The 22,474-nt window shown below is 42.6% G+C and carries 27 protein-coding genes, 1 pseudogene and 1 other annotated feature (1 of these 29 running past the window's edge); of the genes and pseudogenes, 26 read left to right on the top strand and 2 right to left on the bottom strand.

Going from position 1 to position 22,474, the window contains the following annotated elements:
* Positions 1–36: a sequence feature (ribosomal protein L21 leader region), on the top strand (it extends 84 nt beyond the left edge of the window).
* 34 nt (positions 37–70) lie between these two features.
* Genes rplU through rpmA form a run of 3 tightly spaced genes read left to right on the top strand, consistent with a single transcriptional unit; the run spans position 71 to position 1,055 of the window.
* Positions 71–385 carry a 50S ribosomal protein L21 gene (gene rplU / locus ATE34_RS02445; RefSeq protein ID WP_000109141.1) on the top strand — a complete coding sequence of 105 codons (315 nt, stop codon included), beginning with the start codon at positions 71–73 and terminating at the stop codon, positions 383–385.
* A 15-nt stretch (positions 386–400) separates the two neighbouring features.
* Positions 401–745: a ribosomal-processing cysteine protease Prp gene (locus tag ATE34_RS02450; protein ID WP_000613697.1), complete on the top strand. Its 345-nt coding sequence runs from the start codon at positions 401–403 to the stop codon at positions 743–745.
* A 16-nt stretch (positions 746–761) separates the two neighbouring features.
* Positions 762–1,055, top strand: coding sequence for a 50S ribosomal protein L27 (gene rpmA / locus ATE34_RS02455; protein ID WP_000916509.1), 294 nt, complete (start codon positions 762–764; stop codon positions 1,053–1,055).
* A gap of 164 nt (positions 1,056–1,219) precedes the next feature.
* On the opposite strand, the pseudogene ATE34_RS11205 reads toward rpmA, so the two are convergent.
* Positions 1,220–1,291: pseudogene (locus ATE34_RS11205) on the bottom strand (AraC family transcriptional regulator); the annotation flags it as partial.
* Between ATE34_RS11205 and ATE34_RS02460 the strand changes: the two are divergent.
* From ATE34_RS02460 to ATE34_RS02540, 17 genes are all read left to right on the top strand, one after another.
* Positions 1,284–2,192 (top strand): LysR family transcriptional regulator, encoded by a 909-nt coding sequence (locus ATE34_RS02460; protein WP_001025715.1) that lies wholly within the window; start codon positions 1,284–1,286, stop codon positions 2,190–2,192. The pseudogene ATE34_RS11205 and the gene ATE34_RS02460 sit on opposite strands and share 8 nt — an antisense overlap.
* Positions 2,189–2,656 carry a signal peptidase II gene (gene lspA / locus ATE34_RS02465; protein WP_084910947.1) on the top strand — a complete coding sequence of 156 codons (468 nt, stop codon included), beginning with the start codon at positions 2,189–2,191 and terminating at the stop codon, positions 2,654–2,656. Before ATE34_RS02460 ends, lspA begins: the two co-directional genes overlap by 4 nt.
* Positions 2,640–3,539, top strand: a complete 900-nt coding sequence (locus tag ATE34_RS02470; RefSeq protein ID WP_084910949.1) for an RluA family pseudouridine synthase — start codon at positions 2,640–2,642, stop codon at positions 3,537–3,539. The genes lspA and ATE34_RS02470 overlap by 17 nt, the downstream gene beginning before the upstream one ends.
* Before the next feature lie 100 nt (positions 3,540–3,639).
* Complete coding sequence (gene proB, locus ATE34_RS02475; RefSeq protein WP_061598606.1) at positions 3,640–4,749, top strand: glutamate 5-kinase; 1,110 nt, start codon at positions 3,640–3,642, stop codon at positions 4,747–4,749.
* Between the two features lie 9 nt (positions 4,750–4,758).
* The gene (locus tag ATE34_RS02480) at positions 4,759–6,021 is read left to right on the top strand and encodes a glutamate-5-semialdehyde dehydrogenase (protein ID WP_084910951.1); all 1,263 of its coding nucleotides are present in this window, start codon (positions 4,759–4,761) and stop codon (positions 6,019–6,021) included.
* Between the two features lie 3 nt (positions 6,022–6,024).
* The gene (gene proC, locus ATE34_RS02485) at positions 6,025–6,822 is read left to right on the top strand and encodes a pyrroline-5-carboxylate reductase (RefSeq protein ID WP_084910953.1); all 798 of its coding nucleotides are present in this window, start codon (positions 6,025–6,027) and stop codon (positions 6,820–6,822) included.
* A 120-nt stretch (positions 6,823–6,942) separates the two neighbouring features.
* Positions 6,943–7,581 (top strand): dTMP kinase, encoded by a 639-nt coding sequence (tmk, locus tag ATE34_RS02490; protein WP_084910955.1) that lies wholly within the window; start codon positions 6,943–6,945, stop codon positions 7,579–7,581.
* Entirely contained in the window at positions 7,578–8,468 is an 891-nt protein-coding gene (locus ATE34_RS02495; protein ID WP_084910957.1) for a DNA polymerase III subunit delta', read from the top strand. Before tmk ends, ATE34_RS02495 begins: the two co-directional genes overlap by 4 nt.
* Before the next feature lie 36 nt (positions 8,469–8,504).
* Complete coding sequence (gene yabA / locus ATE34_RS02500) at positions 8,505–8,822, top strand: DNA replication initiation control protein YabA (RefSeq protein WP_000358229.1); 318 nt, start codon at positions 8,505–8,507, stop codon at positions 8,820–8,822.
* A 2-nt stretch (positions 8,823–8,824) separates the two neighbouring features.
* Complete coding sequence (rsmI, locus tag ATE34_RS02505; protein WP_061598597.1) at positions 8,825–9,703, top strand: 16S rRNA (cytidine(1402)-2'-O)-methyltransferase; 879 nt, start codon at positions 8,825–8,827, stop codon at positions 9,701–9,703.
* Between the two features lie 184 nt (positions 9,704–9,887).
* On the top strand, positions 9,888–11,222 hold the full coding sequence (gene trmFO, locus ATE34_RS02510; RefSeq protein ID WP_084910959.1) for a methylenetetrahydrofolate--tRNA-(uracil(54)-C(5))-methyltransferase (FADH(2)-oxidizing) TrmFO: 1,335 nt from the start codon (positions 9,888–9,890) through the stop codon (positions 11,220–11,222).
* An 83-nt stretch (positions 11,223–11,305) separates the two neighbouring features.
* A complete protein-coding gene (pyrH, locus tag ATE34_RS02515; RefSeq protein ID WP_000002996.1) occupies positions 11,306–12,043 on the top strand; it encodes a UMP kinase in 738 nt (245 codons plus the stop codon).
* 8 nt (positions 12,044–12,051) lie between these two features.
* The gene (frr, locus tag ATE34_RS02520) at positions 12,052–12,609 is read left to right on the top strand and encodes a ribosome recycling factor (protein WP_084910961.1); all 558 of its coding nucleotides are present in this window, start codon (positions 12,052–12,054) and stop codon (positions 12,607–12,609) included.
* Between the two features lie 59 nt (positions 12,610–12,668).
* Positions 12,669–13,523 (top strand): RNA-binding virulence regulatory protein CvfB, encoded by an 855-nt coding sequence (gene cvfB, locus ATE34_RS02525; RefSeq protein ID WP_084910963.1) that lies wholly within the window; start codon positions 12,669–12,671, stop codon positions 13,521–13,523.
* Positions 13,524–13,534: 11 nt separating this feature from the next.
* Positions 13,535–14,095 carry a GrpB family protein gene (locus ATE34_RS02530; protein ID WP_084910965.1) on the top strand — a complete coding sequence of 187 codons (561 nt, stop codon included), beginning with the start codon at positions 13,535–13,537 and terminating at the stop codon, positions 14,093–14,095.
* 41 nt (positions 14,096–14,136) lie between these two features.
* Positions 14,137–14,352, top strand: a complete 216-nt coding sequence (locus ATE34_RS02535; RefSeq protein WP_001232084.1) for a YozE family protein — start codon at positions 14,137–14,139, stop codon at positions 14,350–14,352.
* Between the two features lie 80 nt (positions 14,353–14,432).
* Positions 14,433–15,419 (top strand): PhoH family protein, encoded by a 987-nt coding sequence (locus tag ATE34_RS02540; RefSeq protein ID WP_084910967.1) that lies wholly within the window; start codon positions 14,433–14,435, stop codon positions 15,417–15,419.
* 57 nt (positions 15,420–15,476) lie between these two features.
* On the opposite strand, the gene ald is transcribed toward ATE34_RS02540, so the two are convergent.
* A complete protein-coding gene (gene ald, locus ATE34_RS02545) occupies positions 15,477–16,589 on the bottom strand; it encodes an alanine dehydrogenase (RefSeq protein WP_061598587.1) in 1,113 nt (370 codons plus the stop codon).
* Positions 16,590–16,770: 181 nt separating this feature from the next.
* Here ald and ATE34_RS02550 point away from each other — a divergent pair, with 181 nt between their 5' ends.
* From ATE34_RS02550 to ATE34_RS02575, 6 genes are all read left to right on the top strand, one after another.
* Positions 16,771–17,340, top strand: a complete 570-nt coding sequence (locus ATE34_RS02550) for a GNAT family N-acetyltransferase (RefSeq protein ID WP_084910969.1) — start codon at positions 16,771–16,773, stop codon at positions 17,338–17,340.
* A gap of 66 nt (positions 17,341–17,406) precedes the next feature.
* Positions 17,407–18,057 (top strand): helix-hairpin-helix domain-containing protein, encoded by a 651-nt coding sequence (locus ATE34_RS02555; RefSeq protein WP_084910971.1) that lies wholly within the window; start codon positions 17,407–17,409, stop codon positions 18,055–18,057.
* The gene (locus ATE34_RS02560; protein ID WP_084910973.1) at positions 18,041–20,281 is read left to right on the top strand and encodes a DNA internalization-related competence protein ComEC/Rec2; all 2,241 of its coding nucleotides are present in this window, start codon (positions 18,041–18,043) and stop codon (positions 20,279–20,281) included. The genes ATE34_RS02555 and ATE34_RS02560 overlap by 17 nt, the downstream gene beginning before the upstream one ends.
* 113 nt (positions 20,282–20,394) lie before the next feature.
* Positions 20,395–20,643: a hypothetical protein gene (locus ATE34_RS02565; protein WP_049536309.1), complete on the top strand. Its 249-nt coding sequence runs from the start codon at positions 20,395–20,397 to the stop codon at positions 20,641–20,643.
* Between the two features lie 47 nt (positions 20,644–20,690).
* Positions 20,691–21,284 carry an ATP-binding cassette domain-containing protein gene (locus tag ATE34_RS02570; RefSeq protein WP_049536308.1) on the top strand — a complete coding sequence of 198 codons (594 nt, stop codon included), beginning with the start codon at positions 20,691–20,693 and terminating at the stop codon, positions 21,282–21,284.
* Complete coding sequence (locus ATE34_RS02575; protein ID WP_084910975.1) at positions 21,281–22,465, top strand: ABC transporter permease; 1,185 nt, start codon at positions 21,281–21,283, stop codon at positions 22,463–22,465. The genes ATE34_RS02570 and ATE34_RS02575 overlap by 4 nt, the downstream gene beginning before the upstream one ends.
* Positions 22,466–22,474: the final 9 nt, after the last annotated feature.

The following is a 22,474-nucleotide window of genomic DNA, read 5'->3' on the forward strand; positions in this document are numbered from 1 at the left end:
TTCGTCCCACGATGCTAGGCGAGTCTTCACAAAAATACGGGGAAACCCTAAAAATCATAGGAGGTGCATAATGAGCACATACGCAATTATCAAAACTGGCGGAAAACAAGTTAAAGTTGAAGTTGGTCAAGCAGTTTACGTTGAAAAATTGAACGTTGAAGCTGGTCAAGAAGTTACTTTTAACGAAGTTGTTCTTGTTGGTGGTGAAAACACTGTTGTCGGAACTCCACTTGTTGCTGGAGCTACTGTAGTTGGAACTGTTGAAAAACAAGGAAAACAAAAGAAAGTTGTTACTTACAAGTACAAACCTAAAAAAGGTAGCCACCGTAAACAAGGTCACCGTCAACCATATACAAAAGTTGTCATCAACGCGATCAACGCTTAATTTTAAGGAGAACACATGATACAAGCAGTCTTTGAGAGAGCCGAAGATGGCGAGCTGAGGAGTGCGGAAATTACTGGACACGCTGAAAGTGGCGAATACGGCTTAGATGTCGTGTGTGCATCGGTTTCTACGCTTGCCATTAACTTTATCAATTCCATTGAGAAATTTGCAGGCTATGAACCAATCTTAGAATTAAACGAAGATGAAGGTGGCTATCTAAAGGTTGAAATACCAGCGGATCTTCCTTCGCACCAGAGAGAAATGACCCAGTTATTCTTCGAATCATTTTTCTTAGGTATGGCAAACTTATCGGAGAACTCTTCTGAGTTCGTCCAAACCAGAGTTATCACAGAAAACTAACACGGAGGAAAACATTATGTTAAAAATGACTCTTAACAACTTGCAACTTTTCGCCCACAAAAAAGGTGGAGGTTCTACATCAAACGGACGTGATTCACAAGCGAAACGTCTTGGAGCTAAAGCAGCTGACGGACAAACTGTAACAGGTGGATCAATCCTTTACCGTCAACGTGGTACACACATCTACCCAGGTGTAAACGTTGGACGTGGTGGAGACGATACTTTGTTCGCTAAAGTTGAAGGCGTAGTACGCTTTGAACGTAAAGGTCGCGATAAAAAACAAGTTTCTGTTTACCCAATCGCAAAATAAAAAGGTTCAGTGAACCTTTTTATCCCGAGCCTTGAAATGAAAAGGCGAGTAAGCTAGAAGTAGCATAAAATAAGGCTTTCCGAGTTTTCGGAGAGCCTATTTTTTGGTTTGGTACTCATAATTTTTTGTTACTAGTATAGATGAATTTTATGAGTGACATTATTTTTCCTAAGTGGAAAATTTCTGAAATATGGTATAATGAACAGATAGAGAAGTTGGGGGTAAAAGATGAACATTCAACAATTACGCTATGTTGTGGCCATTGCTAATAGTGGTACTTTCCGTGAAGCCGCTGAAAAGATGTATGTTAGTCAGCCGAGTCTATCTATTTCTGTGCGCGATTTGGAAAAAGAGCTGGGTTTTAAAATTTTCCGTCGGACGAGTTCAGGAACATTTTTGACTCGTCGTGGAATGGAATTTTATGAGAAAGCGCAAGAATTGGTCAAAGGCTTTGATGTTTTTCAAAATCAGTATGCTAATCCTGAGGAAGAAAAGGATGAATTTTCTATTGCCAGCCAGCACTATGACTTCTTGCCACCAACCATTACGGCCTTTTCAGAACGTTATCCTGATTATAAGAACTTTCGTATTTTTGAGTCTACCACAGTTCAAATTTTAGACGAAGTGGCCCAAGGACATAGTGAGATTGGGATTATCTACCTCAACAACCAAAATAAAAAGGGCATCATGCAACGGGTTGAAAAGCTAGGCCTAGAGGTCATTGAATTGATTCCCTTCCATACCCACATTTATCTCCGAGAGGGTCATCCTTTAGCACAGAAAGAGGAATTGGTCATGGAGGATTTAGCGGATTTACCAACAGTTCGTTTCACTCAGGAAAAGGATGAGTACCTTTATTATTCAGAGAACTTTGTCGACACTAGCGCGAGCTCGCAGATGTTCAATGTGACGGACCGTGCTACTTTGAATGGTATTTTGGAGCGGACGGATGCTTATGCGACAGGTTCAGGATTTTTAGATAGTGACAGTGTCAATGGGATTACAGTCATTCGTCTCAAGGATAATCTAGATAACCGCATGGTCTATGTCAAACGGGAAGAAGTGGAGCTTAGCCAAGCTGGTACTCTTTTCGTTGAGGTTATGCAAGAATATTTTGATCAGAAGAGGAAATCATGAAAAAAAGAGGAATAGTGGCAGTCATTATACTGCTTTTGATTGGGTTGGATCAGTTGGTCAAAAATTATGTTGTCCAACAGATTCCACTGGGTGAAGTGCGTTCGTGGGTACCCAATCTCGTTAGCTTGACCTATCTGCAAAATAGAGGAGCAGCCTTCTCCATGCTGCAAGATCAGCAGTGGTTATTTGCTGTCATTACACTGGTCGTCATGGTAGGTGCCATTTGGTATTTACATAAACACATGGAGGATTCTCTCTGGTTGGTTTTTGGACTGACCCTGATAATAGCGGGAGGTCTGGGCAACTTTATCGACAGAATGAGTCAAGGTTTTGTGGTGGATATGTTTCACCTAGACTTTATCAACTTTGCGATTTTCAATGTTGCTGACAGCTATTTGACAGTTGGTGTCATTGTTTTATTGATTGCAATGCTTAAAGAGGAAGTAAATGGAAATAAAAATTGAAACTGGTGGGCAACGTCTAGACAAGGCTCTGTCGGATCTGACAGAATTGTCACGCAGTCTCGCGAATGAACAAATCAAGGCTGGACAAGTCTTGGTGAATGGGCAAGCCAAGAAAGCCAAATACACTGTCCAAGAGGGGGATATCGTCACCTACCATGTGCCAGAACCAGAGATTTTAGAGTATGTGGCTGAGAATCTGCCACTCGAGATTATCTACCAAGATGAGGATGTAGCCGTTGTTAACAAACCTCAAGGCATGGTGGTTCATCCCAGCGCCGGTCATACTAGCGGAACCTTGGTCAATGCCCTCATGTACCATATCAAGGACTTGTCAGGTATCAATGGTGTTCTCCGACCGGGTATCGTTCATCGCATTGACAAGGACACGTCAGGTCTCCTTATGATTGCTAAGAATGATGAGGCTCACTTAGCACTTGCCCAAGAACTCAAGGATAAAAAGTCTCTCCGCAAATATTGGGCGATTGTTCATGGCAATCTTCCCAATGATCGTGGTGTCATTGAAGCTCCGATTGGTCGTAGTGAAAAAGACCGTAAGAAACAGGCAGTGACTGCTAAAGGGAAGCCAGCAGTGACTCGTTTTCAAGTCTTGGAACGCTTTGGAGATTATAGTTTGCTAGAGTTGCAACTGGAAACAGGGCGTACCCACCAAATCCGTGTTCATATGGCTTATATTGGGCATCCAGTCGCTGGGGATGAGGTTTACGGTCCTCGCAAGACCTTGAAAGGATATGGACAATTTCTCCATGCTAAAACTCTAGGATTTACCCATCCGAGAACAGGTGAAACTATGGAGTTCACGGCAGATATTCCAGAGATTTTTAAAGAAACGCTGGAAAGATTACGTCAAACTGAGAATAGATAAAAGAGTTGAGATGCCTGTCTCAACCTTTTTTATTTCAAGTCTTTTCTATTTTAAAGCATTCATGTTATAATGGATAAATATGAAGAATCGGAGTGAGAATATGAAGTACAAACGAATCGTCTTTAAGGTGGGGACTTCGTCCTTGACAAATGAAGACGGAAGTTTATCAAGGAGTAAAGTAAAGGCAATTACCCAACAATTAGCTATGTTGCATGAAGCTGGGCATGAGTTGATTTTGGTTTCTTCTGGGGCAGTAGCAGCTGGCTTTGGAGCTTTGGGCTTTAAAAAACGTCCGACCAAGATTGCAGATAAGCAGGCTTCGGCTGCAGTAGGACAAGGTTTACTCCTAGAAGAATACACGACTAACCTCCTCATGCGCCAAATCGTCTCCGCGCAAATCTTGCTGACACAGGATGATTTTGTAGATAAACGTCGTTATAAGAACGCCCACCAGGCTTTGTCTGTATTGCTTCATCGTGGTGCCATTCCTATCATCAACGAGAATGACAGTGTCGTTATTGATGAGCTCAAGGTTGGGGACAATGATACTCTGAGTGCTCAGGTAGCGGCTATGGTGCAGGCAGACCTTTTGGTTCTCTTGACAGATGTAGATGGTCTCTATACTGGCAATCCCAACTCAGATCCAAGAGCCAAACGACTTGAGAAAATCGAGACCATCAATCGTGAGATTATTGATATGGCTGGTGGAGCAGGTTCATCTAATGGGACCGGTGGGATGTTGACTAAGATCAAGGCGGCTACGATCGCGACGGAGTCGGGTGTGCCAGTCTATATCTGCTCGTCCATGAAATCAGATGCCTTGATTGAGGCAGCGAACGAGACCAAGTACGGTTCCTTCTTTGTTGCGCAAGAGAAGGGTCTTCGTACCCAGAAACAATGGCTAGCCTTCTATGCTCAAAGTCAGGGAACGATTTGGGTAGATGGTGGAGCCGCAGAAGCACTTTCAAAAAACGGGAAAAGCCTCCTTTTATCAGGTGTGGTAGAAGTGGAAGGGAACTTCTCTTACCATGATATTGTCACAGTAGCAGATAAAGAAACGGGTCAATCTCTTGGAAAGGGACGTGTCCAATTTGGCGTTTCAGCCCTAGAAGATATGCTCCGTTCTCAAAAAGCTAAGGGAGTCTTGATTCACCGTGATGACTGGATTTCCATCACTCCTGAAATCCAGCTGCTCTTTACAGAATTTTAGAGGTGAACGATGGTAAGTACACAAGAACAATTTGAACAGGTACAGGCTGTTAAAAAATCAATTAACACTGCTAGTGAAACAGTGAAAAACCAAGCCTTGCTAGCCATGGCTGATCATTTATTGGCAGCTAGTGAGGAAATTTTAGCGGCCAATGCTCTTGATATGGCAGCAGCCAAGGGGAAGATCTCAGATGTCATGTTAGACCGTCTTTATTTGGATGCGGAACGTATAGAAGCGATGGCAAGAGGGATTCGTGAAGTGGTTGCTTTACCAGATCCCATTGGTGAAGTCCTAGAGACAAGTCATCTTGATAATGGCTTGCTTATTACCAAGAAACGTGTGGCAATGGGTGTTATCGGTATTATCTATGAAAGCCGTCCGAATGTAACTTCTGATGCGGCTACTTTGGCTCTCAAGAGTGGCAATGCGGTTGTTCTTCGTAGTGGTAAGGACGCCTACCAAACAGCTCATGCTATTGTCACAGCCTTGAAGAAAGGTTTGGAGACGACTACCATCCATCCAGAGGTGATTCAACTGGTGGAAGATACCAGTCGAGAAAGTAGCTATGCTATGATGAAGGCCAAGGGCTATCTAGACCTTCTCATTCCTCGTGGAGGAGCTGGCTTGATCAATGCGGTGGTTGAAAATGCTATCGTACCTGTTATTGAGACAGGAACTGGTATTGTCCATGTTTATGTGGACAAGGATGCCGATGAAAACAAGGCTTTATCTATCATAAACAATGCTAAAACCAGTCGTCCTTCTGTCTGCAATGCTATGGAGGTTTTATTGGTTCATGAAGACAAGGCAGCGGATTTCCTTCCTCGCTTGGAGCAAGTTCTGGTTACAAGTCGGAAAGAAGATGGGCTGGAACCGATTCAATTCCGCTTGGATGAAAAAGCAAGTCAGTTTCTTTCAGGTCAAGCAGCTGAGGCCCAAGACTTTGACACTGAGTTTTTAGACTATGTCCTCGCTGTTAAGGTTGTAAGCAGTTTAGAAGAAGCGGTTGAGCATATTGAAGCCCACAGTACCCATCATTCGGACGCCATTGTGACAGAAAATGCTGAAGCTGCGACTTACTTTACAGATCAAGTAGACTCTGCAGCGGTTTATGTCAATGCTTCAACGCGTTTCACTGATGGAGGTCAATTTGGTCTTGGATGTGAAATGGGGATTTCGACTCAGAAACTGCACGCGCGTGGTCCAATGGGCTTGAAGGAATTGACCAGCTACAAGTATGTGGTTACTGGTGACGGACAGATAAGGGAGTAAGAGATGAAGATTGGATTTATCGGTTTGGGGAATATGGGAGCTAGCTTGGCCAAGGCTGTCTTGCAGTCCAAGACGGGTGCTCAGATTTTCCTTGCCAATCGTAGTCAAGTAAAAGTAGATGCTTTCATTGCCAACTTCGGTGGTCAGGCTTCCAGCAATGAAGAAATTTTTGCAGAAGCAGATGTGATTTTTCTAGGAGTTAAGCCTGCTCAGTTTTCTGAAATCCTTACTCAATACCAGTCTATCCTTGAAAAGAGAGAGAGTCTTCTTTTGATTTCCATGGCGGCTGGATTGACCTTGGAAAAACTAGCGAGTCTTCTGCCAAGTCAACACCGGATTATTCGCATCATGCCCAATACTCCAGTAGCTATCGGCCAAGGAGTGATTAGTTATGCCATGTCAGCAAACTGTCGTGCCGAGGACAGTGAACTCTTTTGTCAATTATTGGCTAAGGTCGGTCTCTTGGTTGAGCTGGGAGATAGTTTAATCGATGCAGCGACAGGTCTCGCAGGTTGTGGACCAGCTTTTGTCTATCTCTTTATCGAGGCTTTGGCAGATGCGGGTGTACAGACAGGATTGCCAAGAGAAATTGCTTTGAAAATGGCAGCCCAAACAGTAGTCGGCGCTGGACAAATGGTCCTCGAAAGTCAGCAACATCCTGGAGTCTTGAAAGACCAAGTTTGTAGTCCAGGCGGTTCGACTATCGCGGGTGTAGCAAGTCTGGAAGAACATGCCTTTAGAGGTACAGTCATGGACGCAGTTCATCAAGCTTATAAACGAACACAAGAACTAGGTAAATAAGAGGTTGGATGACTCCCAGCCTCTTTTATGCTCTTTTGAAATCAGAAGACGCAAAAAGATTGTCACAAAAACCTATTTTTTTGATAGAATAGAAGGTAGAAAAAAAGAAATGAGTTAGACATGTCAAAAGGATTTTTAGTCTCTCTTGAGGGACCAGAGGGAGCAGGCAAGACTAGCGTTTTAGAGGCTCTACTCCCCATTTTAGAGGAAAAAGGAGTAGAGGTACTGACGACCCGTGAGCCAGGTGGAGTCTTGATTGGGGAGAAGATTCGTCAAGTGATTTTGGACCCAAGTCATACTCAGATGGATCCTAAAACAGAGCTCCTTCTCTATATCGCAAGTCGCAGACAGCACTTGGTGGAAAAAGTTCTGCCTGCTCTTGAAGCTGGTAAGTTGGTCATTATGGACCGCTTCATCGATAGTTCCGTTGCTTATCAGGGATTTGGCCGTGGCTTGGATATTGATGCCATTGATTGGCTCAACCAGTTTGCGACAGATGGCCTCAAACCCGATTTGACACTCTATTTTGATATCGAGGTGGAAGAAGGACTGGCTCGCATTGCTGCCAATAGTGATCGCGAGGTCAATCGTTTGGACTTGGAAGGTTTGGACTTGCATCAAAAAGTCCGCCAAGGCTACCTTTCTCTTCTGGACAAAGAAGGAAATCGTATTGCCAAGATTGATGCCAGTCTTCCTTTGGAGCAAGTTGTGGAAACTACCAAGGCTGTCTTGTTTGAGAGAATGGGATTGGCAAAATGAAACAAGATCAACTAAAGGCTTGGCAACCAGACCAGTTTGACCGTTTTATCCGTATCTTAGAACAAGATCAGCTCAATCATGCCTATCTCTTTTCGGGTTTCTTTGGAAGCTTGGAAATGGCGCAGTTTTTGGCTAAGAGCCTCTTTTGTAGTGATAAGGTAGGCGTTTTGCCGTGTGAGAAATGCCGAAACTGCAAGCTGATTGAGCAGGAAGAATTTCCCGATGTTACCTTGATTAAGCCAGTCAATCAGGTCATCAAGTCAGAACGCATTCGGGAATTGGTGGCTCAGTTTTCCCAAGCAGGGATTGAAAGCCAGCAACAGGTCTTTATCATCGAGCAGGCGGAGAAAATGCATCCTAACGCAGCTAACTCTCTGCTCAAGGTCATCGAAGAACCTCAGAGTGAAGTTTACATTTTCTTCTTGACCAGCGATGAGGAAAAAATCTTGCCAACTATCCGTAGTCGGACCCAGATTTTCAACTTTAAAAAGCAAGAAGAAAAGCTCATCCATCAATTAGAACAAGCAGGTCTGGTCAAGAAAAAAGCGACTCTCTTAGCCCAGTTCTGTCAATCACGAGCTGAAGCTGAAAAGTTGGTCAATCAAGCAAGTTTTTGGACCTTGGTGGATGAAAGTGAGCGTCTGCTGACTTGGTTAGTAGCCAAGAAAAAAGAAAGTTATCTCCAAGTTGCTAAATTAGCCAGCTTGGCTGATGACAAGGAAAAACAAGATCAGGTCTTGCGAATCCTCGAAGTGCTCTGTGGACAGGATCTCTTGCAAGCAAGGATTCGACAGATTCTACAAGATTTGCTAGAAGCTAGAAAAATGTGGCAGGCTAATGTCAGCTTTCAAAATGCTATGGAATATCTGGTCTTGAAAGAAATATAAACTCAATGAAGGATAAAGAAAGGAAAGGGCTGGTTTATGGACAAGAAAGAATTATTTGATGCGCTGGACGATTTTTCCCAACAGTTATTGGTGACCTTGGCTGATGTGGAAGCCATCAAGAAAAATCTCAAGAGCCTGGTAGAGGAAAATACAGCTCTTCGCTTGGAAAATAGTAAGTTGCGCGAACGCTTAGGCGAGGTAGAAGCAGATACACCTGTTAAGGCCAAGCATGTTCGTGAAAGCGTCCGTCGAATCTATAAAGACGGGTTTCACGTTTGTAATGATTTTTATGGACAACGCCGAGAACAGGACGAGGAATGTATGTTCTGTGACGAGTTGTTGTACAGGGAGTAGGCATGCAGATTCAAAAAAGTTTTAAGGGGCAGTCTCCCTATGGCAAGCTTTACCTAGTGGCAACGCCAATTGGCAATCTAGATGACATGACCTTTCGTGCCATCCAGACTCTAAAAGAAGTGGACTGGATTGCGGCTGAGGACACGCGCAATACGGGTCTTTTGCTCAAGCATTTTGACATTCCGACCAAACAGATCAGTTTTCATGAGCACAATGCCAAGGAAAAAATTCCTGATTTGATCGGTTTATTGAAGGCGGGGCAAAGTATTGCTCAGGTTTCTGATGCGGGTCTGCCTAGCATCTCGGACCCTGGTCACGATTTAGTCAAGGCAGCCATCGAAGAAGAGATTGCAGTTGTCACAGTTCCGGGTGCCTCTGCAGGGATTTCTGCCTTGATTGCTAGCGGATTGGCGCCACAGCCACATATCTTTTACGGTTTCTTACCGAGAAAATCAGGCCAGCAAAAGCAATTTTTTCAAGCCAAAAAAGACTATCCAGAAACTCAAATTTTCTACGAATCGCCCCATCGTGTGGCTGATACGCTGGAAAATATGCTAGCAGTTTATGGCGACCGCTCGGTGGTCTTGGTCAGAGAATTGACCAAAATCTATGAAGAATACCAACGAGGTACCATCTCTGAGTTATTAGAAAACATCGCTGAAACGCCACTTAAGGGCGAGTGCCTTCTCATCGTTGAAGGTGCCAGTCAGGATGAGGAGGAGAAGGATGAGGAGGATTTGTTTTTAGAAATCCAATCCCGTATCCAGCAAGGCATGAAGAAAAATCAAGCTATTAAGGAAGTTGCGAAACTCTACCAGTGGAATAAAAGCCAGCTCTACGCTGCCTACCACGACTGGGAAGAAAATCAAGAAAATGACTAAACAGGGAAGTTTGCCTTCTTCCCTTTTTTTGTTATACTAGTAAAAGAAAAATTAGAAAGATTTGTGGGAGTGAAAAAGTTCGGGGAACTTTTTCAGCCTGAGCCAAGAAATTCGAAATCTCGTAAGTTCAGTTGGCTTTTCAATGTGAATCTTGTCTTCACACTCCCAAAGAGGTATTAGTGTCGTGTCTCAATCTTATATCAATGTTATCGGAGCAGGTTTAGCGGGGTCTGAAGCTGCCTACCAAATCGCAGAACGTGGTATTCCAGTTAAACTTTATGAAATGCGTGGTGTCAAGTCAACACCTCAGCACAAAACAGACAATTTTGCAGAGTTAGTTTGTTCCAATTCTCTTCGTGGGGATGCCCTGACAAATGCTGTTGGGCTCCTCAAGGAAGAAATGCGTCGCTTGGGTTCTGTTATCTTGGAATCAGCAGAAGCTACACGTGTTCCTGCAGGCGGAGCCCTTGCTGTGGACCGTGATGGTTTCTCTCAAATGGTGACTGAAAAAGTGGCTAATCATCCCTTAATTGAGGTGGTTCGTGATGAAATTACAGAATTGCCAACTGACGTTATTACAGTTGTCGCTACTGGTCCTTTAACCAGCGATGCCCTAGCTGAAAAGATTCATGCCCTTAATGACGGTGATGGCTTCTATTTCTACGATGCGGCGGCGCCGATTATCGACGTTAACACCATCGATATGAGCAAAGTTTATCTCAAGTCTCGTTATGATAAGGGAGAAGCTGCCTACCTCAATGCCCCTATGACCAAGCAAGAATTTATGGATTTCCATGAAGCCTTGGTCAATGCGGAGGAAGCTCCGCTCAATTCTTTTGAAAAAGAAAAGTACTTTGAAGGTTGTATGCCTATCGAAGTCATGGCAAAACGTGGCATTAAAACCATGCTTTATGGTCCTATGAAACCAGTCGGTCTGGAGTATCCAGACGACTACACAGGACCTCGTGATGGGGAGTTCAAAACCCCCTATGCGGTTGTTCAACTTCGTCAGGACAATGCGGCTGGTAGCCTCTACAATATCGTCGGTTTCCAGACCCATCTCAAATGGGGAGAGCAAAAGCGTGTTTTCCAAATGATTCCTGGTCTTGAAAATGCGGAGTTTGTCCGTTATGGAGTCATGCACCGCAATTCTTACATGGATTCACCAAATCTTCTTGAACAGACTTACCGTTCTAAGAAACAGCAAAATCTCTTCTTTGCTGGTCAAATGACGGGTGTGGAAGGCTATGTTGAGTCAGCAGCGTCAGGCTTAGTTGCAGGTATTAACGCAGCTCGTCTCTTCAAAGGAGAAAGCGAGGCTATTTTCCCAGAGACGACAGCGATTGGAAGTCTGGCTCATTACATCACTCATGCGGACAGCAAACATTTCCAACCAATGAATGTCAACTTCGGGATTATCAAGGAGTTGGAAGGCGAGCGAATCCGTGATAAGAAGGCTCGTTATGAAAAAATTGCCGAGCGTGCTCTTGCTGACTTAGAGGAATTTTTAACTATCTAATTTTTTTGAAAGAATTGTTCATGATACTATAAAAATCTTAGAAATTGTGATAAAATAGGTAGGATAAAAAAAGGAGAGTAAAAATGGCGAACCCCAAGTATAAACGTATTTTAATCAAGTTATCAGGTGAAGCCCTTGCCGGTGAACGTGGCGTAGGGATTGATATCCAAACAGTTCAAACAATCGCAAAAGAGATTCAAGAAGTTCATAGCTTAGGTATCGAAATTGCCCTTGTTATTGGTGGAGGAAATCTCTGGCGTGGTGAACCTGCTGCTGAGGCAGGTATGGACCGCGTTCAGGCAGATTACACAGGAATGCTTGGGACTGTTATGAATGCTCTTGTGATGGCAGATTCGTTGCAACAAGTTGGAGTCGATACGCGTGTGCAAACTGCCATTGCTATGCAACAAGTTGCAGAACCTTATGTACGTGGACGTGCTCTTCGTCATCTTGAAAAAGGCCGTATCGTTATCTTTGGCGCTGGAATTGGTTCACCTTACTTCTCAACAGATACAACAGCGGCTCTTCGTGCAGCTGAAATCGAAGCAGATGCCATCCTTATGGCTAAAAATGGCGTAGATGGTGTTTACAATGCCGATCCTAAGAAAGACAAGACAGCCGTTAAGTTTGAAGAATTGACCCACCGTGACGTTATCAATAAAGGTCTTCGTATCATGGACTCAACAGCTTCAACCCTCTCTATGGACAACGACATTGACCTGGTCGTCTTCAATATGAACCAACCAGGAAACATCAAACGTGTCGTATTTGGTGAAAATATCGGAACAACAGTTTCAAACAATATCGAAGAAAAGGAATAGGAAAGATTATGGCTAACGCAATTGTAGAAAAAGCTAAAGAGAGAATGACCCAATCTCATCACTCACTTGCTCGTGAATTTGGAAGTATTCGTGCTGGTCGTGCTAACGCAAGCTTGCTGGATCGTATCCACGTAGAATACTATGGAGTTGAAACTCCTCTTAACCAAATCGCTTCTATCACCATTCCAGAAGCGCGTGTCTTGTTGGTAACGCCATTTGACAAGTCTTCATTGAAAGACATCGAACGTGCCTTGAACGCTTCTGATCTTGGTATTACACCAGCTAATGACGGTTCTGTGATCCGCTTGGTTATCCCTGCCCTTACAGAAGAAACTCGTCGTGACCTTGCTAAAGAAGTGAAGAAGGTCGGTGAAAATGCTAAAGTGGCTATTCGTAACATCCGTCGTGATGCTATGGACGAAGCCAAGAAACAAGAAAAAGCGAAAGAAATCACTGAAGACGAATTGAAGACTCTTGAAAAAGACATTCAAAAAGTAACAGACGATGCTGTCAAACACATCGACGACATGACTGCCAATAAAGAAAAAGAACTTTTGGAAGTCTAAAAATAAACAGAAAAACTCAGTTGGCATTGCTGGCTGAGTTTTATTCGAAAGAAGGAAATATGAATACAAATCTTGCAAGTTTTATCGTTGGATTCATCATCGATGAAAATGACCGTTTTTACTTTGTGCAAAAGGATGGTCAGACCTATGCTCTTGCCAAGGAAGAAGGTCAATATACAGTAGGGGATACGGTCAAAGGTTTTGCCTACACGGACATGAAGCAAAAACTCCGCCTGACAACCTTGGAAGTGACTGCCACTCAGGACCAATTTGGTTGGGGAACTGTAACAGAAGTTCGTAAGGACTTGGGTGTTTTTGTTGATACCGGTCTACCTGATAAGGAAATCGTTGTGTCACTCGATATCCTTCCTGAGCTCAAGGAACTCTGGCCTAAGAAAGGTGATAAACTTTACATCCGTCTTGAAGTGGATAAAAAAGACCGAATCTGGGGGCTCTTGGCTTATCAAGAAGACTTCCAACGTCTAGCTCGTCCTGCATATAACAACATGCAGAACCAAAACTGGCCAGCAATTGTTTATCGCCTCAAGCTGTCAGGAACTTTTGTTTACCTGCCAGAAAATAACATGCTTGGCTTTATCCATCCTAGCGAGCGCTATGCAGAGCCACGTTTGGGTCAAGTTTTAGATGCGCGTGTCATTGGTTTCCGCGAGGTTGACCGCACTCTGAACCTTTCTCTCAAACCACGTTCTTTTGAGATGTTGGAAAATGATGCACAGATGATTTTGACTTACTTGGAAAGCAATGGCGGTTTCATGACCTTGAATGATAAGTCTTCTCCAGAGGACATCAAGGCAACCTTTGGCATTTCTAAAGGTCAGTTCAAGAAAGCACTCGGTGGCTTGATGAAGGCTGGCAAAATCAAGCAAGACCAGTTTGGTACAGAGTTGATTTAGGCCTTATAGACATGATAAAGAAACTTGAAGAAATGAGTTTAGAGGAACTTTGGCAACTTTTTCCTATTTTTCTGGTAGAGCACAAGTCAGAGTGGAAAGATTGGTATGAATCGGAAAAAGCAAATCTGAAAAAAATATTGGGTGCAAATGTTATTAAAAGAATAGAACATATCGGTAGCACTGCTATTCCTAATATTTGGGCCAAAAATATCGTTGATATTCTGCTAGAAGTAGGTAGAATAGAGGATTTAGCAAGAGTTAGGGATTTATTGTTGAAGAATGGTTGGCTAGTGATGTCGGAGAGTCCTACCAGGATTTCGTTAAATAAAGGATATACAGAGCAGGGATTTGCTGAGAAAGTTTTTCATCTACATTTGCGACTGACGGGAGATCATGATGAGATTTATTTTAGAGATTACCTCTGCCAGCATCCAGATATCGCCCAAGCGTATCAGGAATTAAAACTAAGTTTGTGGAAAAAATTTGAACACAATCGAGACGCCTATACTGATGCTAAAACAGATTTTATAAACCACTACGTTTCAGAGGCTAAGTTCAGTAATTTTCAATAACCAGAAAAGTGTCATCAAAAAACTCTTGATAGGAGAAAGAATTGAGAAAATCATTTTACACTTGGCTCATGACCGAGCGCAATCCTAAAAGTAACAGTCCCAAAGCCATTCTGGCAGACCTCGCTTTTGAAGAGTCAGCCTTCCCAAAACACACGGATGATTTTGATGAGGTGAGTCGCTTCTTGGAGGAGCATGCCAGTTTCTCTTTTAACCTAGGAGATTTTGACGCCATCTGGCAAGAATACTTAGAACACTAGAGACAATGAGATGAGGCTAGTATTTTATTGTTCTCTTTGCTATAATATAAAGAAATAAACGGATTAGAGAGGTTCTTTATTTGAAGGAACATTCAATAGACATTCAACTAAGTCACCCAGATGACTTGTTCCATCTTTTTGGTTCCAATGAGCGCCATCTTCGTTTGATGGAAGAAGAGCTCGATGTGGTGATTCATGCCCGTACGGAGATTGTGCAGGTTTTGGGAGAAGAGACTGCCTGTGAGGAAACCCGTCAGGTTATCCAAGCCTTGATGGTTTTGGTGAATCGTGGGATGACAGTTGGTACGCCAGATGTGGTGACAGCTATTAGCATGGTCAAAAACGACGAAATCGATAAGTTTGTCGCCCTCTACGAAGAAGAAATTATCAAAGACAATACAGGGAAGCCTATTCGTGTCAAAACCTTGGGTCAAAAGCTTTATGTGGACAGTGTCAAACAGCATGATGTGACCTTTGGAATCGGACCAGCAGGGACAGGGAAGACCTTTCTTGCAGTGACTTTGGCAGTAACTGCCCTTAAACGTGGGCAGGTCAAGCGAATTATCCTAACTCGTCCAGCAGTGGAAGCTGGTGAGAGTCTTGGATTTCTTCCGGGTGATCTCAAGGAAAAGGTGGACCCTTACCTTCGACCTGTTTACGATGCCTTGTATCAGATTTTAGGAAAAGACCAGACGACTCGTCTTATGGAGCGTGAAATTATCGAGATTGCGCCCCTTGCCTACATGCGTGGACGGACCTTGGACGATGCTTTTGTTATTCTCGATGAGGCACAAAATACGACCATCATGCAGATGAAGATGTTCCTGACTCGTTTAGGATTTAATTCTAAGATGATTGTCAATGGAGATATCAGTCAGATTGACCTGCCGCGTAATGTCAAGTCCGGTTTGATTGATGCCCAAGAAAAGCTTAAGAATATTCACCAAATCGACTTTGTTCATTTTTCAGCTAAGGATGTGGTTCGTCATCCAGTTGTCTCTCAGATTATCCGAGCTTATGAACCAGCTCCACTTAAAAATGAAGAAAAGAAGGAAGAGACAGAATAACAAAAGAAGAGCAGTTCCATTTGAACTGCTCTTCTTCTTTTTAATGAGTGTCTAGATTTAAACAAGTTCGTCGATAGACGTATGATCTTTATCGAGGCCTTGAGCAACTGGGAGGCTGGTCAAGTAACCTTGATAAGTGGTCACACCTTGACGCAAGCCCTCATCTTCAGCAATTGCTTGTGCGAATCCTTTGCCAGCCAGAGCTTCGATATAAGGAAGAGTGACATTTGTTAGGGCGATAGTAGAAGTACGGGCAACCGCACCAGGGATATTGGCAACGGCATAGTGGAGAACACCGTGTTTCTCATAGACAGGTTCATCGTGCGTTGTCACACGGTCAGCTGTCTCGATAACGCCACCTTGGTCAACGGCAACGTCAACGATGACAGAGCCTGGACGCATTTGTTTGACCATCTCATCTGTCACTAATTTCGGAGCCTTGGCACCAGGGATGAGAACTGCACCAATCACCACATCAGCATCTCTCACACTTGCTTCGATGTTGAATGAATTGGACATAAGAGTTTGGATTTGGTTTCCAAAGACTTCTTCTAGAACTGAGAGTCGTTTGGCACTGATATCTAAAATAGTCACTTGAGCACCGAGTCCAAGGGCAATGCGGGCAGCATGTGTACCGACGACACCACCACCGATGATGGTTACTTTTCCTTTTGAAACACCTGGTACACCACCTAGTAGGACACCAGAGCCACCAGCTTGCTTAGTAAGGAAGTGAGCTCCGATTTGAACGGCCATACGACCTGCAACTTCACTCATAGGAACGAGGAGTGGTAGTTGTCCTTGATTGTCACGGACCGTTTCATAGGCAATTCCTGTTGTTTTGGCTGCTAACATAGCATCTGCTAATTCTGGAGCAGCGGCCATGTGCAAGTAAGTGAAGAGGAGAAGATCATCACGCAAGTAACCATATTCAGAAGCTAGTGGTTCTTTTACTTTCACGACTAACTCTGCTGCCCAAGCTTCACCAGCAGTAGCGACAATTTCTGCACCTTGCTTTTGGTAGTCAGCATCAGTAAAGCCTGAACCGAGTCCAGCGTTTGTTTCGATGAGGACACGATGACCACGACCAACTAAACTATGAACACCAGCGGGGGTCAAGGCAACACGATTTTCGTTATTTTTAATTTCTTTTGGAATTCCGATTAACATAGAGATAACCTACCTTTCAATTGACGGGATTATTATAGTTGTCATGTCACATTCCATTTCATAAATCAAAAATGTGATGGTTATATTTTATATGAAACCGCTTCAAAAATCAAGAAAAACTTGTTATCAAAATTTATTTATGCTAGACTAGTGGGAATCAAGCTTTAATGGAGGGAAAAGTATGGAATCAATATTTGTGAAATTTGCCCAGTATCCGTCTATAGAAACAGAGCGTTTGTTGCTCCGACCTGTAACCTTGGATGATGCAGAAGCTATGTTTGAGTATGCCTCGGACAGAGAAAATACGCGCTACACTTTTCCAACCAATCAAAGCTTAGAAGAAACTAAGAATAACATTGCTCAGTTTTACTTGGCCAATCCCTTGGGACGATGGGGGATCGAACTAAAAAGCAATGGTCAGTTTATCGGTACCATTGATTTGCACAAGATTGATACTGTTCTTAAGAAGGCAGCTATTGGCTACATTATCAATAAAAAGTATTGGAATCAAGGATTGACAACAGAAGTCAATCGAGCCGTGATTGAGCTAGCTTTTGAGAAGATTGGAATGAACAAGTTAGTTGCTTTACATGATAAGGATAATCCCGCGTCAGGAAAGGTCATGCAGAAATCAGGCATGCGTTTTTCCCATGCAGAACCATACGCTTGTATGGACCAGCACGAAACAGGACGAATTGTCACAAGAGTTCACTATGTCTTGACCAAGGAAGACTATTTTGCAAATAAATAAGCAGTTGAAAAGAAATTTTCGACTGTTTTTTCTTCCTCTTACGAATAACTTAAGAGAGGAGAAAATATGGAAGTCATTATCGAGAAAATCAAAGAGTATAAAATCATTGTCATCTGTGCAGGTTTGGGTCTTGCCTTAGGCGGATTTTTCCTGCTAAAACCAAGTTCACAAACATCTGTGAAAGAAACAAATTTGCAGGCTGAAGTTGTCGCTGTTTCAAAGGATTCATCGTCTGAAAAAGAAGTGAAAAAGGAAGAAAAGGAAGAGTCTCTTGAACAAGAGCTGATTACAGTGGATGTCAAAGGTGCTGTCAAATCACCGGGGATTTATGACTTACCAGTAGGGAGTCGAGTTCACGATGCTGTTCAGAGGGCAGGTGGCTTGACAGAGGAGGCAGATAGCAAATCGCTCAATCTCGCTCAGAAAGTCAGTGACGAGGCTCTGGTCTACGTTCCGAGTAAGGGGGAAGCAGCAGCTAGTCAGCAGACTGCCTCTGGTACGACTCCTTCGACAAGCAAGGATAAGAAGGTCAACCTCAATAAGGCCAGTCTGGAAGAACTTAAGCAGGTCAAAGGACTGGGTGGCAAACGAGCTCAGGATATTATTGACCATCGTGAGGCAAATGGCAAGTTCAAGTCGGTAGATGAACTCAAGAAAGTCTCTGGCATTGGCGCTAAGACTATAGAAAAGTTAAAAGACTATGTTACAGTGGATTAAGAGTTTCCCTATCCCCCTAATCTATCTGAGTTTTCTGTTACTTTGGCTTTACTACGCCATTTTCTCAGCATCTTATCTTGCTTTACTAGGCTTTGTTTTTCTACTCATCTGTCTCTTTCTTCAATTTCCTTGGAAATCTGCTATTAAAGCCTTAGTGATTTGTAGCGTATTTGGGACTTGGTTTCTGTTTCAAATTTGGCAACAGAGTCAAGCTAGTCAAAACTTGGTCGATTATGTAGAAAAAGTGAGAATTTTACCAGATACCATTAAGGTCAATGGAGATAGTCTGTCTTTTCGAGGCAAGACTGACGGTCGTACTTTCCAAGTTTACTATAAACTCCAGTCCGAGGAGGAGAAAGAGCAATTTCAAGCCTTGACAGACCTTCATGAGATTGAACTAGAAGGAAAACTTTCCGAGCCAGAAGGCCAGAGAAATTTTGGTGGCTTTGACTACCAAGCCTACCTGAAGACTCAAGGGATTTACCAGACATTGACTATCAAGAGCATCCAGTCAATAAAACAGGTTAACAGTTGGGATATAGGTGAAAATCTGTCCAGTTTACGTCGAAAGGCTGTAGTTTGGATCAAGATGCACTTTCCAGATCCTATGCGCAACTATATGACAGGTCTTCTTTTCGGACATCTGGATACCGACTTTGAAGAGATGAATGAGCTTTATTCTAGTCTTGGTATTATCCATCTCTTTGCCTTGTCGGGTATGCAGGTTGGCTTCTTTATGGATGGTTTTAAGAAACTCCTCTTACGATTGGGCTTGACCCAAGAAAAGTTGAAGTGGCTGACTTATCCCTTTTCTCTTATCTATGCTGGTCTGACAGGATTTTCAGCATCGGTCATTCGCAGTCTCTTGCAAAAGTTACTGGCCCAACATGGTGTTAAGAGCTTGGACAATTTTGCCTTGACTGTTCTTGTCCTCTTTATCATCATGCCCAACTTTTTCCTAACAGCAGGAGGTGTCTTGTCCTGTGCCTATGCTTTTATCTTGACCATGACAAGCAAAGAAGGGGAGGGGCTCAAGGCTGTTGCCAGAGAAAGTCTAGTCATTTCCTTGGGAATATTGCCCATTTTGTCCTTTTATTTTGCAGAATTTCAGCCTTGGTCTATCCTTTTGACCTTTGTCTTTTCCTTCTTGTTTGACTTGGTTTTCTTACCGCTTTTGTCTATCTTATTCATTCTGTCTTTTGTTTACCCAGTCACTCAGCTTAACCTTGTCTTTGAATGGCTGGAGAGCATCATTCGCTTGGTTTCGCAGATGGCAAGTAGGCCCTTGGTCTTTGGACAACCAAACGCATGGCTTTTGATTCTCCTCTTAGCTTCATTGGCCTTGGTCTATGATTTTAGGAAAAACATCAAAAGAGTAGCAGGGTTCAGCCTCTTTATCGTGGGACTCTTTTTCATAACCAAACACCCGCTGGAAAATGAAATCACCATGCTGGATGTTGGGCAGGGAGAAAGCATTTTTCTACGGGATATGACTGGTAAAACTATCTTGATAGATGTAGGAGGTAAGGCAGAATCCGACAAAAAAATCCAAGCTTGGCAGCAAAAGTCTACAACCAGCAATGCCCAGAGGACCTTGATTCCCTATCTTAAAAGTCGAGGAGTAGATAAGATTGATCAGCTGATTTTGACCAATACAGACAAGGAGCATGTTGGAGATTTGCTGGAGGTGACCAAGGCTTTCCATGTAGGGGAGATTTTAGTATCAAAAGGAAGTTTGACACAGAAAGAATTTGTGGCAGAATTAGAAGCGACTCAAACCAAGGTACGCAGTGTGACAGCAGGGGAGAATTTTCCGATTTTTGGCAGTTACTTAGAAGTCCTATCTCCAGGGAAGATTGGAGATGGGAATCGTGATGATTCTCTCCTTCTTTATGGAAAACTCATGGATAAGTACTTTCTCTTTACTGGAAACTTGAAGGAGAAGGGAGAAAAGGATCTTCTAAAGCAATACCCTACCTTAGAGGTGGATGTCTTAAAAGTCAGTCAACATGGTGCTAAAACCTCATCAAATCCAGCTTTTCTAGAAAAACTCAAACCAGAGATTACTCTCATTTCAGTGGGTAAGAACAATCGTGCAAAACTCCCCCATCAGGAAACCTTGACACGACTGGAAACTATCAAGAGTAAGGTTTACCGAACTGACCAGAACGGAGCTACTCGCTTTAAAGGTTGGAAAAGTTGGCGAATTGAAAGCGTTCGATAGGAAGAAAAATGTTATATATTAATGAAATGGACTAAAAATCTGTTGCATAATACAGGGAAAAACGATATAATGAAAGCGTCTTCAATACTAATGATACAAATTCAATGATAACCATGAAAAAATCAGCAAAAGTTGTTTTATTAGCTAGTTTGTTATCTATTGGTCTTTTTCAGTCTAGTGTATCTGCTAAGACCGTTCTTAAAAATTATCGCTATGACTGGAATGCCTTCTATGAGTCTAGAATGAATTACCATGCATATAGATATAAGGTCATTCCGGAATGGTCTCGTTATTACAGCTATTCTGAGTATAAAGTTGGCGGAGGCTGGAACTACGCTCGTTATGAGGTCATTAACTACTAGACAGGAAACTATCAATCGTTAAAGAGTGAAAAAAAGGAGGGCTGTATATGATAACTCTTACTCATGTTACCTTAAAAACACGACAAGTCATCTTACAAGATGTTGATTTCACATTTGAAAAGGGCAGGATTTATGGCCTTCTTGCTATCAATGGCTCGGGAAAGACGACCCTGTTCCGAGCCATGAGCAAGCTACTTCCCCTTAGTAGTGGAAATATCGCAGTCCCTCCTTCTTTATTTTATTATGAGAGTATTGAATGGCTGGATGGAAACTTAAGTGGGATGGACTACCTTCGTCTCATAAAAAATATCTGGAAGTCAGACCTAAACTTGGGGGACGAAATCGCCTATTGGGAAATGTCTGACTATATCAACCTTCCTATTCGTAAGTATTCCTTAGGGATGAAGCAACGCTTGGTGATTGCTATGTATTTCCTCAGTCAGGCGAAATGCTGGCTCATGGATGAGATAACAAATGGCTTAGATGAGTATTATCGACAGAAGTTTTTTGATAGGCTGGCACAAATCGATAGAAAAGAACAGCTGGTTCTTTTGAGTTCCCACTACAAAGAGGAGTTAATGGAGATTTGCGATAGCATCGTAACCATTCGTCAGGGGCAGATAGAAGAGGTTCCGTTATGAAAGATATTAGCCTATTTTTATTAAAGAAAGTTTTCAAAAGTCGCTTAAACTGGATTATCTTAGCTTTATTTGCATCTGTACTCGGTGTTACCTTTTATTTCAATAGTCGGACTGCAAACTCAGTCAGCTTTGAGAATCGGTTGGAAACTCGTATTGCAGCTAACGAGAGAGCTATCAATGAAAATGAAGAGAAACTCTCTCAAATGTCTGACACCAGCTCAGAGGAATACCAATTTGCTAAAGAAAATTTAGACATACAAAAAAATCTTTTGACGCAAAAGAAAGAAATTCTGACTTTATTAAAAGAAGGGCGCTGGAAAGAAGCCTACTATTTGCAGTGGCAAGCTGAAGAAAAGAGTTATGAAATTGTATCGAAGGAACCGACTTCTAGCTCTGACTTAAAAATGGCGGTTGACCGCGAACGAAAGATTTACCAAGCACTATATCCCTTGAACATAAAAGCCCACAATTTAGACTATCCGACCCACGGGATTGATCAGATTGTCTGGATTTTAGAGGTTATCATCCCAAGCTTGTTTGTGATTGGTATTATTTTTATGCTAACACAACTGTTCGCAGAAAGATATCAAAATAATCTCGATATAGCTCAGTTATATCCTTTTTCAAAAGTGGCATTTGCCATGTCCTCTCTTGGAGTTGGGGTGAGTTATGTAACCGTGCTGTTTATCGGAATCTGTGGATTTTCTTTTCTAGTGGGAAGTCTGATAAGTGGTTTTGGACAGTTAGATTATCCCTACCCGTTCTATAGCTTAACGAATCAAGAGGTAACTATTGGGAAGATACAAGATGTGTTATTTCCTAGCTTGCTCTTAACTTTCTTAGCCTTTATCGTCATTGTGGAAATCGTGTACTTGATTGCATACTTTTTCAAGCAAAAAATGCCTGTCCTCTTTCTTTCCCTCATTGGGATTGTTGGCTTATTGTTTGGTATCCAAACGATCCAGCCTCTCCAAAAGATTGCACATCTGATTCCCTTTACTTACTTGCGTTCAGTGGAGATTTTATCTGGAAGATTACCTAAGCAAATTGATAATGTCAATCTAAATTGGAGCATGGGGATGGTCTTACTTCCTTACCTGCTTATCCTTTTGTTAGTGGGGATTCTATTTATCGAAAGATGGGGAAGTTCACGTAAAAAGGAAGGTTTTAATAGGTCTTAGCATTCCTAT

This window comes from Streptococcus oralis subsp. tigurinus (genome assembly GCF_002093545.1).
Lineage (GTDB): Bacteria > Bacillota > Bacilli > Lactobacillales > Streptococcaceae > Streptococcus > Streptococcus oralis_C.

Bases quoted from the DNA above. Each gene is read 5' to 3' on its own strand.
- rplU (WP_000109141.1), top strand. From the start codon at position 71: ATGAGCACATACGCAATTATCAAAACTGGCGGAAAACAAGTTAAAGTT.
- ATE34_RS02450 (WP_000613697.1), top strand. From the start codon at position 401: ATGATACAAGCAGTCTTTGAGAGAGCCGAAGATGGCGAGCTGAGGAGT.
- rpmA (WP_000916509.1), top strand. From the start codon at position 762: ATGTTAAAAATGACTCTTAACAACTTGCAACTTTTCGCCCACAAAAAA.
- ATE34_RS02460 (WP_001025715.1), top strand. From the start codon at position 1,284: ATGAACATTCAACAATTACGCTATGTTGTGGCCATTGCTAATAGTGGT.
- lspA (WP_084910947.1), top strand. From the start codon at position 2,189: ATGAAAAAAAGAGGAATAGTGGCAGTCATTATACTGCTTTTGATTGGG.
- ATE34_RS02470 (WP_084910949.1), top strand. From the start codon at position 2,640: ATGGAAATAAAAATTGAAACTGGTGGGCAACGTCTAGACAAGGCTCTG.
- proB (WP_061598606.1), top strand. From the start codon at position 3,640: ATGAAGTACAAACGAATCGTCTTTAAGGTGGGGACTTCGTCCTTGACA.
- ATE34_RS02480 (WP_084910951.1), top strand. From the start codon at position 4,759: ATGGTAAGTACACAAGAACAATTTGAACAGGTACAGGCTGTTAAAAAA.
- proC (WP_084910953.1), top strand. From the start codon at position 6,025: ATGAAGATTGGATTTATCGGTTTGGGGAATATGGGAGCTAGCTTGGCC.
- tmk (WP_084910955.1), top strand. From the start codon at position 6,943: ATGTCAAAAGGATTTTTAGTCTCTCTTGAGGGACCAGAGGGAGCAGGC.
- ATE34_RS02495 (WP_084910957.1), top strand. From the start codon at position 7,578: ATGAAACAAGATCAACTAAAGGCTTGGCAACCAGACCAGTTTGACCGT.
- yabA (WP_000358229.1), top strand. From the start codon at position 8,505: ATGGACAAGAAAGAATTATTTGATGCGCTGGACGATTTTTCCCAACAG.
- rsmI (WP_061598597.1), top strand. From the start codon at position 8,825: ATGCAGATTCAAAAAAGTTTTAAGGGGCAGTCTCCCTATGGCAAGCTT.
- pyrH (WP_000002996.1), top strand. From the start codon at position 11,306: ATGGCGAACCCCAAGTATAAACGTATTTTAATCAAGTTATCAGGTGAA.
- frr (WP_084910961.1), top strand. From the start codon at position 12,052: ATGGCTAACGCAATTGTAGAAAAAGCTAAAGAGAGAATGACCCAATCT.
- cvfB (WP_084910963.1), top strand. From the start codon at position 12,669: ATGAATACAAATCTTGCAAGTTTTATCGTTGGATTCATCATCGATGAA.
- ATE34_RS02530 (WP_084910965.1), top strand. From the start codon at position 13,535: ATGATAAAGAAACTTGAAGAAATGAGTTTAGAGGAACTTTGGCAACTT.
- ald (WP_061598587.1), bottom strand. From the start codon at position 16,589: ATGTTAATCGGAATTCCAAAAGAAATTAAAAATAACGAAAATCGTGTT.
- ATE34_RS02550 (WP_084910969.1), top strand. From the start codon at position 16,771: ATGGAATCAATATTTGTGAAATTTGCCCAGTATCCGTCTATAGAAACA.
- ATE34_RS02555 (WP_084910971.1), top strand. From the start codon at position 17,407: ATGGAAGTCATTATCGAGAAAATCAAAGAGTATAAAATCATTGTCATC.
- ATE34_RS02560 (WP_084910973.1), top strand. From the start codon at position 18,041: ATGTTACAGTGGATTAAGAGTTTCCCTATCCCCCTAATCTATCTGAGT.
- ATE34_RS02565 (WP_049536309.1), top strand. From the start codon at position 20,395: ATGAAAAAATCAGCAAAAGTTGTTTTATTAGCTAGTTTGTTATCTATT.
- ATE34_RS02570 (WP_049536308.1), top strand. From the start codon at position 20,691: ATGATAACTCTTACTCATGTTACCTTAAAAACACGACAAGTCATCTTA.
- ATE34_RS02575 (WP_084910975.1), top strand. From the start codon at position 21,281: ATGAAAGATATTAGCCTATTTTTATTAAAGAAAGTTTTCAAAAGTCGC.